The sequence below is a fragment of the Candidatus Pelagibacter sp. PS_41 genome (genome assembly GCF_059417725.1).
In genome coordinates this window covers 464,462-476,613 of record NZ_CM182062.1, presented here as the reverse complement: position 1 = coordinate 476,613, position 12,152 = coordinate 464,462, and the positions used below count along the sequence as shown (strand labels likewise).

General features: G+C 26.5%; 13 protein-coding genes. 7 read left to right on the top strand and 6 right to left on the bottom strand.

Features of this window, described 5'->3' with window-relative positions; translation table 11 throughout:
• Positions 1–50: 50 nt before the first annotated feature.
• From AC5SL8_RS02555 to gltX, 7 genes are all read left to right on the top strand, one after another.
• Positions 51–1,472 carry a SurA N-terminal domain-containing protein gene (locus tag AC5SL8_RS02555; protein ID WP_494580616.1) on the top strand — a complete coding sequence of 474 codons (1,422 nt, stop codon included), beginning with the start codon at positions 51–53 and terminating at the stop codon, positions 1,470–1,472.
• On the top strand, positions 1,472–2,926 hold the full coding sequence (gene trpE / locus AC5SL8_RS02550) for an anthranilate synthase component I (RefSeq protein ID WP_494580614.1): 1,455 nt from the start codon (positions 1,472–1,474) through the stop codon (positions 2,924–2,926). The genes AC5SL8_RS02555 and trpE overlap by 1 nt, the downstream gene beginning before the upstream one ends.
• Entirely contained in the window at positions 2,926–3,492 is a 567-nt protein-coding gene (locus tag AC5SL8_RS02545; RefSeq protein WP_494580612.1) for an anthranilate synthase component II, read from the top strand. The genes trpE and AC5SL8_RS02545 overlap by 1 nt, the downstream gene beginning before the upstream one ends.
• Before the next feature lie 3 nt (positions 3,493–3,495).
• Positions 3,496–4,488: an anthranilate phosphoribosyltransferase gene (trpD, locus tag AC5SL8_RS02540; protein WP_494580610.1), complete on the top strand. Its 993-nt coding sequence runs from the start codon at positions 3,496–3,498 to the stop codon at positions 4,486–4,488.
• The gene (locus AC5SL8_RS02535; protein WP_494580608.1) at positions 4,481–5,281 is read left to right on the top strand and encodes an indole-3-glycerol phosphate synthase TrpC; all 801 of its coding nucleotides are present in this window, start codon (positions 4,481–4,483) and stop codon (positions 5,279–5,281) included. The genes trpD and AC5SL8_RS02535 overlap by 8 nt, the downstream gene beginning before the upstream one ends.
• Positions 5,282–5,361: 80 nt before the next feature.
• Complete coding sequence (gene lexA, locus AC5SL8_RS02530) at positions 5,362–6,039, top strand: transcriptional repressor LexA (protein ID WP_494580606.1); 678 nt, start codon at positions 5,362–5,364, stop codon at positions 6,037–6,039.
• Positions 6,040–6,061: 22 nt separating this feature from the next.
• On the top strand, positions 6,062–7,462 hold the full coding sequence (gltX, locus tag AC5SL8_RS02525; RefSeq protein ID WP_494580604.1) for a glutamate--tRNA ligase: 1,401 nt from the start codon (positions 6,062–6,064) through the stop codon (positions 7,460–7,462).
• Here gltX and lpxB read toward each other — a convergent pair.
• The 6 genes from lpxB to AC5SL8_RS02495 are packed head-to-tail and all read right to left on the bottom strand — an operon-like array spanning position 7,439 to position 12,150.
• Positions 7,439–8,575, bottom strand: coding sequence for a lipid-A-disaccharide synthase (lpxB, locus tag AC5SL8_RS02520; protein WP_494580602.1), 1,137 nt, complete (start codon positions 8,573–8,575; stop codon positions 7,439–7,441). The two genes, gltX and lpxB, sit on opposite strands and share 24 nt — an antisense overlap.
• Positions 8,572–9,366 (bottom strand): LpxI family protein, encoded by a 795-nt coding sequence (locus tag AC5SL8_RS02515; RefSeq protein ID WP_494580600.1) that lies wholly within the window; start codon positions 9,364–9,366, stop codon positions 8,572–8,574. The genes lpxB and AC5SL8_RS02515 overlap by 4 nt, the downstream gene beginning before the upstream one ends.
• Before the next feature lies 1 nt (position 9,367).
• Positions 9,368–10,144, bottom strand: coding sequence for an acyl-ACP--UDP-N-acetylglucosamine O-acyltransferase (lpxA, locus tag AC5SL8_RS02510; protein WP_494580598.1), 777 nt, complete (start codon positions 10,142–10,144; stop codon positions 9,368–9,370).
• On the bottom strand, positions 10,141–11,121 hold the full coding sequence (gene lpxD, locus AC5SL8_RS02505; RefSeq protein ID WP_494580596.1) for a UDP-3-O-(3-hydroxymyristoyl)glucosamine N-acyltransferase: 981 nt from the start codon (positions 11,119–11,121) through the stop codon (positions 10,141–10,143). The genes lpxA and lpxD overlap by 4 nt, the downstream gene beginning before the upstream one ends.
• A 55-nt stretch (positions 11,122–11,176) precedes the next feature.
• Positions 11,177–11,629, bottom strand: a complete 453-nt coding sequence (gene fabZ, locus AC5SL8_RS02500; protein ID WP_494580594.1) for a 3-hydroxyacyl-ACP dehydratase FabZ — start codon at positions 11,627–11,629, stop codon at positions 11,177–11,179.
• Positions 11,629–12,150 carry an OmpH/Skp family outer membrane protein gene (locus AC5SL8_RS02495; RefSeq protein ID WP_494580592.1) on the bottom strand — a complete coding sequence of 174 codons (522 nt, stop codon included), beginning with the start codon at positions 12,148–12,150 and terminating at the stop codon, positions 11,629–11,631. The genes fabZ and AC5SL8_RS02495 overlap by 1 nt, the downstream gene beginning before the upstream one ends.
• Between the last annotated feature and the right edge of the window lie 2 nt (positions 12,151–12,152).

Genomic DNA, 12,152 nt, shown 5'->3' with positions numbered 1-12,152 from the left:
TGAAAGAATTAATCTATAGATTTATTTTAGTTCAATAAATATATAAAGCAATGATTAGTACTTTTAAAAATCTTACAAAGAAAAAAATTGCTGGATTAGCATTAATAATTGTCATTATTATTGCATTTGGTTTTGGAGGATTTGGTGGTGGGTTTAACACCAGCAATCAAAATAATATAGCTAAGATTAATAGTACTAAAATTTCAACTCAAAACTATGTTGATTATTTAAATCAATCTGGATTAAGCAATCAAGTAATAAAAAACAATATTGATAATGGTATTATTGAAGAACTTTTGTCAGCATTGGTCTCAACTACATTATTGGATCTAGAAATAAATGATTTGGGTCTTTCTGTCTCTAAAGAGATCATTGCACAAAAAATTATGTCTAACAAAAATTTTATGGATGATAAAGGTAATTTTCAAAGAACCTTATATGAAAAATTTTTACTAACAAACAATTCATCTGCACCAGCCTTCGAAATCAATTTAAAAAATAATGAATTACAAAAACAACTGTTTACTTACATCGGTGGAGGCACCAAGACTCCTGATTTTTTAATAGATACATTTTATAAAGAACAAAATAGTAAATTAGAAATTGATTATCTTGATTTAAATTTATTTTATAAAAAAAAAGATGAATTTACTGAAATTGATATAAATAATTTTATTACTGAAAATTCAGATAAGCTTGTGCAAGACTACATTAATTTTGAGTATGTGAATCTAAATCCTAATAATATGACAGGATTAAGTGAATTCAATCAAGCTTTTTTTGATAAAATTGATGCAATTGAAAATCAAGTTTCAAAAAATATTAATTTTTCACAAATTATAAAAGAGCTAAATTTGAAAGCTAATAACGTGGTTAACTATATTAATTTAGATAACAAAGAGGATATAAAAAATTTAATTTATAATTCAAGAAAAAACAAAATAGATATTATTGAATATAATGGTAATTATACATTATATAACATATCTCAATTAAATTCAAAATTACCAGACATCAAAGATGAAAAATTTAGAAAACAAATAACAAACCTTTTATTTGAAAAAGAAAAGTTTGCATTCAATAAAGATATTTTAGATAAGATTAATAAAAAAGAATTTGATCAAAATTCCTTTTCAAAATTAGGCTCTGATAAGATTAAAAGAATTAAATTAAATTCAATAAAAGATGATAAAAAATTTGAAATAAATTCAATTAAAGTTTTATATTCTTTACCATTAAAAACTTTTACTTTAGTGGCAGATAGTAAAAACAATGTATATTTAGCTCAAACATTAGCTTTTGACATAAACAATGTTGATTACAAATCAAAAGAATTTACTGATGCATCCATTAAAGGAAGTGCTCAAAATAAAAATAGTATCTTAAAATCATATGATTTCTTTTTGAATACTAAATATGATGTTGTTGTAAATGACTCAGCCGTTGATCGAGTTAAAAATTATTTTAAATAATGCTCAATAAAAGCTTTTCTGAATTTAAGCGCCAACACCAAAAAAAAACAAATCAAGTACTTTTTGTCTCTAGAAAGATAAAAGATAATACAGAAATTTTAAATTTAATCGAAAATTTTCTTGTTGAAAAAAATAGCTTTATTTTTGAGTCGGTTGAAAAAGGAAAAATAAAAGGAAGATATACAATATTTGGAAAAAATCCTGATAAAATTTGGGAATTTAATAATGATAAATCTTACCTAATTGAAAATAAATCTAAAAAAAGAATTAAAGGTTCACCTGATAAAATTATAGAAAGAATAATTGAAAGTTTTAATTTTAAAACACCTGCTAGTCTTCCTCCTATTTGTTCTTTAATTTCCGGTTACTTTTCTTATGACTCAATTAGATATATAGAAAAAATACCTAACAAATGTAAAGATGATTTAAAATTACCAGATGTTAGATTGTTAAGACCTCAAACTGTAATTATTCATGACAATCTAAAAAAAAAGATTTTCTACATAGTGAATGTTTTTAAAGATAAAAAAATATCAAACTATAGAAAAGTATATTTAAGAATTAAAGAAGATATTGAAAGATTATTAATAGAGTCTTCTTTTAAAAAGACTTCACCACTAACAACATCATTTTCTAATTTTAAAGTTAAATCTAATACTTCAAAAAATAAGTTTCTAGCCATGATTACAAAAGCTAAGAGGTATATTAAGCTTGGAGATATATTTCAGGTTGTCTTAAGTCAAAGATTTGAGGCAAAACTATCTAAAAGTCCATTAGATATTTATAAAAAATTAAGAAATACAAACCCTTCTCCATTTATGTATTTTTTTAATTTTACTGATTTTCAAATAATTGGTGCGAGTCCTGAAATCTTGGTTAGACTTAGAGATAATAAGATAACAGTAAGACCAATAGCTGGCACTAGACCAAGAGGCAAAGATGTAAAAGAAGACAACTTTTTAGCCAAAGATTTATTAAATGATAAAAAAGAACTTTCAGAACATCTAATGTTATTAGACCTTGGTAGAAATGATGCGGGTAAAGTCTCAAAAATTAATTCAATTAAAGTTACAGAAAGTTTTATAATTGAAAAATATTCCCACGTTATGCATATAGTTTCAAATGTGATTGGAATATATAATAAAAAATTCACTAAATTTAAAACCTTACTCGCCGGTTTTCCTGCTGGAACTGTTTCTGGCGCACCTAAAATAAGAGCAATGGAGATTATTGATGAATTGGAAACATCAAAAAGAAAAGTTTATGCTGGAGGCATCGGCTACTTTTCTTCGAATGGGGAATTTGACACCTGCATTGCTCTACGAACAGCTATAGCAAAGAAAGATAAATTTTATGTACAAGCTGGTGCAGGTATAGTTGCTGATAGTAATCCAATAAAAGAATATGAAGAAACTATAAACAAAGCGAAAGCATTACTAAACGCATTAAAATAATGAAACTTTTACTAATAGATAACTATGATAGCTTTACATTTAATCTCTACCATTATCTTTCATCATTAAAGGTAAATGTTGATGTTGTTAGAAATGATAAAATTAATGTTAAAGAAATTATCAAAAAAAAATATGATAGGATTGTAATTTCCCCTGGACCAGGTAACCCAAATCAATCTGGTAATTGTATTAACATTGTTAAATCACTTTATAAGCAAGTGCCAATTTTGGGTGTATGTTTAGGGCATCAAATAATTGGCCAAGTTTTTGGTTCAAAAATAATTCAAGCAAAAAAAGTTATGCATGGCAAAACTAGCAGAATAAAGTCCAAAAAAATTGGAATTTTAAAAAATCTACCCTTAAATTTTGAGGCCACTAGATATCATAGTTTAATTATTGATAAGAAAACTTTATCTAATCAGCTTAAAATCACCGCTGAAACTAATGATGGCGTTATAATGGGTATTATGCATAAAGAATACAACATTCATGGTGTTCAATTTCATCCGGAAAGTATTAAAACTAAATTAGGAATGAAAATATTAAAAAACTTTATTAATTATTAATCTATGAAAGAAATTCTAGAAAAATTAAGAAAAAAGCAAGATTTAACTTTTGCAGAAAGTAAATCTGCCTTTGAATTATTAATGACTGGAAAAGCTAATGAAGAGGAGATTTATAACTTTTTAACCCTGCTCTCTGAAAAAGGTGAAGTTTCAGATGAAATAGCAGGAGGTGTTTATGTCCTTAGAGAAAAATCAAAAAGAGTAAACGTTGCCGATTGTGTTGATACCTGTGGAACTGGTGGAGATGGCATGAATACTTTAAATATTTCAACTGCTTCTGCTTTATTATTGGCCAGTATGGGTACAAAAGTAGCTAAACACGGTAATAAAGCCGTATCATCAAAATGTGGTTCTGGGGATGTTTTAGAAGCTCTTAAAATTAAAATAGATCTTGAGCCAAACGATATAGAAAAAGAAATCAATAATAATAACTTTGGTTTTATGTTTGCTCCCAATTATCACAGCGCAATGAGATTTGTTGGTCCTGTTAGAAAGAAAATTGGCAAAAGAACTATTTTTAATATGATCGGTCCATTAAGCAACCCAGCTTTAGTTGATAGACAAGTTGTCGGTGTTTTTGATAAAAAATTACTAAAGATATTTGCAGAAGGACTTCGAAATTTGAATATTAAATTTGCATGGATTGTAAACAGTGAAGATGGTTTGGATGAGATATCCCCTTATGCAAATACAAATGTAATTCAATTAAAAGATGGTGAGATATCTGAAATTACAATTGATCCAAAATCTCTTAATGTTAATGCAGATAAATTCGATAATTTAATTGGTGATGATGCTAATTTTAATGCTAATAAAATGATTGAAATATTAAAAGGTAAAGATAATGATTTTTCAAAAGCTGTTTGTTTGAATGCAGCTGCTGGATTAATAGTTAGTGAAAAGTTTACAAACTTTTTAGATGCTTATAATTTTTCAAGAGAATTTATTTTATCTGGCAAACCCTACTCTCATTTAGAAAAAATTCAAAATGTCTGAAAATATATTAAATAACATAATTACAAAAAAAATAGAAAGAATAGATTTATTAAAAAAATCAACTAGCTTAGATTCTTTAAATGAAATTATAGATAAAAATAGCTCTTATATTAATTTTAAAGAAAAAATTAAAAATAATATAATACAAGACAAAATTTCAATAATAGGTGAAATTAAGAAAGCTAGTCCATCAGCAGGTGTAATTATAAATGATTACAATCCAGTTGAAATTGCAAAAATTTATAATGAAAATAAAGTAACTTGCTTATCAGTTCTTACAGAAGAAGATTTTTTTTTAGGAAATTTAATTCATATTAGTAAAATTAAACAACAATTTAATTTACCAATTTTATGTAAAGATTTTTTTATTGATAAATTTCAAATACCATTGGCTAAAAGTTATGGAGCTGATGCAATTTTAATTATTCTTGCAGGTGTATCAGATGATTTGGCTCATGAATTATATGAAGAAGCATTAAGATACAATATGTCAGTTATTGTTGAAGTGCACACTGTAGAAGAAGCAGAAAAATCTTTGAATTTTAAAGATGCTTTAATTGGAATTAATAATAGAAACTTAAAAACACTAATGACTGATATTAATACAACCTACGATATTCATAATGTACTTGCTAAACACCAAGGACCTTTAATTTCTGAAAGTGGAATTAAAACAAAAGATGAACTTTTAGATTTGAAAAATAAAACCTCTATTAAAACTTTTTTAATAGGAGAATCACTTTTAAAAAATTTATCAGAAAATTCTATATTTTCAGTTTTAAAGTCAAATTAACCCCTATTTTACTTACTAATTTAGCTATTGTTAATTAATAAGAACTTTTATAGAACATTATTTGTACGATATTTGTTCTTATGCTTACAAAAAAACAAAAAAACTTGCTTTTATTTATCAACAAAAAGTTGAGAGCTTCAGGCGTTTCACCTTCATACGAGGAGATGAAAGATTCTTTAAATTTAAAATCAAAGTCAGGAATTCATAGATTAATAAGCGCTTTAGAAGAGAGAGGGTTTATTAAAAGATTAGCCCACAAAGCAAGAGCTCTAGAAGTTATAAAACTACCTGAGACAGCTTCGGCAAATGATATTTACAATAGCTTTTCACCTAGTGTTATTAAGGGTGGATTGGACAGCGATACAACTAATGCAGATGAAATTGAAATTCCTGTTCTAGGTAAGATTGCTGCTGGAACTCCAGTAGAAGCAATTCAAAATGAGGTTGCTAGAATACCACTTCCAAGTAATCTAGAAAAGAATGGCCAATATTTTGGGCTTAAAGTTCAAGGAGATTCTATGATTGAAGCAGGTATCAATGAAGGAGACACAGTAATTATTAAAAGAACTGATACAGCTGATAATGGAAAAATTGTTGTAGCTTTAATAGATGAGCATGAAGCAATGCTTAAAAGAATTAGAAGAAAAGGCAAAACTGTAGCACTTGAAAGCGCAAATAGAAATTATGAAACCAAAATATTTGGCCCAGATAGAGTAAAAGTTCAGGGTGTTTTAGTATCTTTATATAGAAACTTCTAATAAAATAGTTTAAAAATTCCTAATGTCAAATGTAGCAACAAGATTTGCTCCCTCACCTACTGGAGCTCTTCATATTGGTGGAGTAAGAACAGCTTTATTTAATTGGTTATTTTCTAAAAACAAAAAAGGAAAATTTCATCTTAGAATTGAAGATACTGATAAAGAAAGATCTAAAGATGAGCATAAAGTTCAAATTATCAAATCTTTAAAATGGATCGGTATAGAGCATGATGGTGAAGAATATATACAATCAACTAAAATTGATGATCATATAAAAGTTGCTAATGAGCTGCTTAAAAGTGGCAATGCATATAAATGCTTCTGTTCAAGTGAAGAGATTGAAGAACAAAAAAAAAGAGCCAGACAAAAAAAGCTTCCTTATATCTATAATAGAAAATGTAGAGATCTACCAGAAAAAGATTCTCCTAAAGATATTAAACCTGTAATTAGATTTAAAAGTAAAATTGAAGGATCTACTGTACTAAAAGATTTAGTTCAAGGTGATGTAGAAATTGATAATAATACAATTGAAGATTTTATAATTTTAAGGAATGATGGAACGCCAACATATAATTTATCTGCGACAGTTGATGATCATCAAATGAATATGACCCATATCATTAGAGGGGATGATCATAAGATTAATACATTCAAACAAATGCAAATTTACTTAGCAATGAAATGGGAAATTCCTCAATTTGCACATATACCTCTTATTCATACAATAGAAGGTAAAAAATTATCAAAAAGAGATAATGCATCAACTTTAGATGACTATTCAAAAATAGGAATAATGCCCGATGCATTAAGGAATTATTTACTGAGATTGGGTTGGTCTTTTGAGGATAAAGAAATATTTACTCTGGATGAAAGTATTAAGTACTTTAACTTAGAAGGTATAGGAAAATCACCATCTAAACTAGATATGAGTAGAATTTTATCAATGAACGAGCATTATATTAAAAATATTGATGAAAATGATTTATTTAATCAACTCACAGAATACTGCAAATTATATAAGGGTGAAATTAAGTCAGATAAAAAAGATAAAATCAAAAAATCTCTAACTTTCTTAAAAAATAAAGCAAAAACATTAGAAGATATATTTAATAATGGTCAATATATTATTGTAGATGAAGTAAATTTTAATCAGGATGATATTAAAATCATTGATGATAAAGCAAAAAAAATCATTTCTGCTTTTAGCACTCAATTTGCTACCATTGATAGACTTAGCAAAGAAACTTTAGAGCCAATAGTAAATGAAATAATTAAATCAAATAATACAAATTTTAAAGGAGTTGGTCAGCCATTAAGAATAGCTTTAACAGGTTCAAAATTTGGGCCTGGCATATATGATATAATTATTTCACTTGGAAAAGAGGAAGTCATAAAAAGATTAACTAATAAGAAACTTGGTTAATACGGATGAAACTTCATCAGAAGATGAGGTTTTTGATCTAATTTTAGTTAAAGTTTTATCACACTCATTGATTTGTTTTTTCATTAATTCTGGATTTTTTAAAAAATAAACAACAGAGTTATAAATCTCTTTAGCATTACATTCTTTTTGTATTAATTCAGGAATTATCTCTTTGTTGTTAATAATATTGATGATGTTAGCAAATTTTGTTTTCACCAACATTTTAACAATTAAAAAATTCAAAAAATTCATTTTATAAACAATTATAGAAGGAACTCTTGCATTACAAATTTCAAGAGAAACAGTTCCAGATTTAGAAACTGCAAAAATAGATTTATTTAAAATTTGTTTTTTAATATTTTCGTCAGAAATAACTTCAACATTTTTTAAATTTATATTATGAATTTTTTCACTAATTAAATTTTTATTATCTTCGGTGGTATGAAAAATAAAAGTAAAATTATTAAATTTTTTATTCATCATATTAATAAAATCTATCAAAATAGGCAAAAGTAAATTTACTTCAGATGATCTACTTCCAGAAAAAAGAGAAATAATTTTTTTATCATTGGATATAATGTTAGTTAGATCTATTTTGTTTTTTGACTCTTCTTCTAGCAACGGATGACCGACAAAAGTATTTGGAATATTTTCTTTATCAAAGTATTTTTTTTCAAAATCAAATAATAATAAAATATGATCTAAAAATTTTTTAAATTTTTTTACTCTGCCCTCTCGCCATACCCATACTTGTGGTGCTACATAATGAATAGTTTTTATTTCATTATTTAATTTTTTAACTTTTTCAGCAACTCTTAATGTAAAATCCGGACTATCTACACTAAACAAAATATCTGGCTTAAATTTTATTATTTCTTCTACAGTTTTATTTATTATATTCTTTATTTTAAAAATATTTAATAAAACACTTGTAAAGCCGATGTGGGTAATTTCCTTTAGGTTAAAAATAGATTTTATTCCTAGCGAATTTAAATGTGTTCCACCGACACAAGCATATTGAATATTAGGATTATTTTTTTGGAGTTTAGATATAACTTTAGAAGCGAGTTTATCTCCAGAAGGTTCACCAGTTAATATAAAGATTTTTTTCATTCTACCGAGATAAACATCTTATTTCTATTTGCAAATTTTATGCATTTGATTTTATCTAGAAAAACATGTTGTTTGCTTTTTATAACAATACCCTTTAATCCAGCAGTCTTACTTTGTTTGATAGTTTTTAATCCAATCGTTGGTAGATCTACTCTCAAGTCCTGTTTTTTTTTGGGAAACTTAACTAAAACTCCGTGATTTTTAAATTTTTTGCTTTTGCTTTTTTCAAGCATTTTTTTAGTCCCACCTTTTCCTTCTATAGAAATTACTCTTTTGTTTCTAACTACAACAGCTTGACTAAAATTATATTGTCTTAAATTATTTAATGTTTGAATTGCTTTTTTAATATCTAATTTATCTTGTTTGTTTGGTTTTATCTTTGAATAATTACCTTTCGTTAAGGATAGTTCGGGATTAAATTTAAGTGAATTTTCAGTTTTTATCTTGTTTTGAGCCAATATCTTAATAATTTCTTTAAGGATCGCTGCATCTCCAAGCTTTGCAGCTTTGATTATTCTAGGGATATAATAAATTCCTTTTAAATCTAATTTTAATTTAGAAAAGTTTGGTTTATTTACTTTTCCAGCAAATAAGACTTTTTTACAGTTTTTTTCCCGAAGAATATTAATAATTTTACCGAATTGACCCATGGATACAGCAAAAGATTTTTTATCTTTTTTAAATTTCTTTGATTTTGATAAATCAATTATCAAATATTTTATTTTATTTTTTTTAATTGTTTTTAGAATTTCCTTTGGAAAATCAGTATCACCAAAAATTAATCCTATCATCTTATGAAAATGGTGTGCAAATAGATCTTTTTTTATCTTTTGTTATAAATTTAATTACATCTTTGACTAACGGATTTTCTTGAAAAGAGCCATTCAATTTACTTATATTTTCATTGATATTTTTTGTAGCAAAAATTTCTTTATAAGCATCACTTAAGCCTAAGATATCCTTATTTTCATACTTAGCTCTTCTCAACCCTATTAAGTTCAATCCTTGCAACGAATTTCTATTTCCAGTAGACAATCCATAAGGTATTACGTCATGTAATACACCAGTCATTCCACCAATCATTGCCATTTTTCCAATTCTCGTGAATTGTTGAACAGCAGAATTGCCACCAATAACAACATTGTCCTCAATAATTGCATGACCACCTAAAGGTACATTGTTTGCAATTATTACATTATTACCAACATGACAGTCATGAGCGATATGTGATGAAATCATAAATAAACAATTATTTCCAATAACTGTTTTGCCCCCACCACTAACTGTACCAGGGTTTATTGTTACATACTCTCTAATTTTGTTATTGTCACCAATTATTAAATTAGTAGGTTCACCATTGTATTTCAAGTCCTGTGGATCATTAATTGAAACAAAAGGGTATATTTTATTTCCTTTACCAATTTTTACATTTCCAGAAATATTTACATGTGATTGAATAACAGTGCTTTCACCAATCTCAACATTAGGGCCGATTACACAATAAGGACCCACTCGAACGTTTTTATCTAATTTTGCTTTTGAGTCTACGATTGCAGTTTTATCTATCATTTATTTTCCTTAATAAATTTTTTTAAATCTTTAGCTGGATAGCCCATAACTTTAGTATTATCAGCAATATTTTTAATAACTCCTGAGCCGCCACCTATTTGAACATTGTTTCCAACTTTAAGATGTCCAGATATTCCTGCTTGTCCACCAATCATCACATTATTTCCAATTATAGAACTACCAGCAAAACCAACCTGTCCTGCAATAATACAATTTTCTCCAATTTTATTATTGTGAGCTATATGAACTTGGTTATCTATAAAAGTATTTTTTCCAATTACTGTATTTGATAAAGAGCCCCTATCAATTGTTGAGCCACAACCAATTTCACAATTATCTTCAATTATAACGATGCCAATATGGGGATAACGGATATTTCCATCATTGTTAGGAAAAAATCCAAAACCTTTCTTTCCTATTACGCAACCATCTAAAATTGAAACATTATTTTTTATTAGAGTATTTCTAATTATTACATTAGATCCTATTGAGCAATTATCTCCAATTACAACATTACTTTCAATTATTGAATTGTGTCCTATTGAACAATTTTTTCCAATTTTTACATTTTTACCTATCAATACATTGGTGCCATGTCTAAATTTTTTATAAAAAGATGTCTTTTCAATATTCGATGTTAATGGATCAAAGTCATCTGTAATGGCATCTGGATAGAAAAGTTTAGTAATCATTGCCGTAGAAATCAAAACATTTTCAACAACAATAGGTTTACAATTATTTGGTAAGATATTTGTTAATTGTTTAGTAGTTACACAATAAGCTGCTTTAGTAATAGAAGCTGTACTTTCATATTTTTTGGAATGAAAAAAAGTAATATCATTATTTGTTGCTGTAACAAGATCTTTAATATCGATAATTTTAGATCCTGTATAATTATTCTTATTACCTGTATTAGAAGAGTATAATATATCTTCAATTTTAAATGGACCTTGGTTTTTAAAAAAAGGATTAATCATTGTAAAAAGTTTTTAACAAAATTATTGAAATTTACTTATCAAGAATTATTACTGATTATTTTCTATCTACAATTGTTGCTGACCATAAAGCATCAGCCATTTTTTTTCCTTCTACAAAAGCTTCGCCTTTATATTTCCAAACTCTACCATGCGATCTTATTGCTTCAATATTCAGTTCTAGTTTGCAATCAGGTATAACTGGGTTTCTAAATCTTGCTTTTTCAATACCCATAAGAAAAACAAGCTTATTTTCGTAAGTCTCTTTGTCTATGCCATGAGCGGTTAGAGCTGCTGCAGCCTGACCAAAAGCTTCGACAATCAAAACACCAGGCATAACTGGATTTCCAGGAAAGTGTCCTTGGACAAAAAAACTATCTTTTCTAACATTTACGATTGCAGTAGCTGAAAACAATTTTTTGATATTAGTTAACTCATCAATTAAAAGCATTGGTTCTCTATGAGGTAGTAAATCAATGATTTCTTTTTTTGAAAGATTAAATTCAGTCATTAGTTTAATTTAATATTTTTAACACTTTTATTAACTATAGTTAAAATTGAATCTGTAATATCTAAATCTTCTCTACCAATTATTATATGACTTTTCTGTAAAATTATATGTATAGAATTTTTTGAAGCATATTCAGAAAAAATAGGAGTTAAGTTCTCTAATAACTTTTTTATTGCCATATTTTTTTTAAGCATTAAGTCATTTTTGCTATCATTTACATCTTTATTGAATTTATTTGCATTTATTCTTAACGCGTTAATTTTTTTTTCAAATTCTTCCTTGGAAATAATATTTTTTTGTTGAGATATCTTTTTTTCTTCAGTCTTTAATTTTTCTTCAATTTTTTTAAATTTAGAAATATTCTTGTCATTAATTACATCTACTTGTTTCTTAATATTTTTACCAACATTAGACTCATTTAAGATTTTATCAGTATCAACATAAACAATTTTTATTTCATTTGAATTAATTGGATTAAATGCAAATAACAACAAGAATGATAATGAAATAAAAAATTTCATAA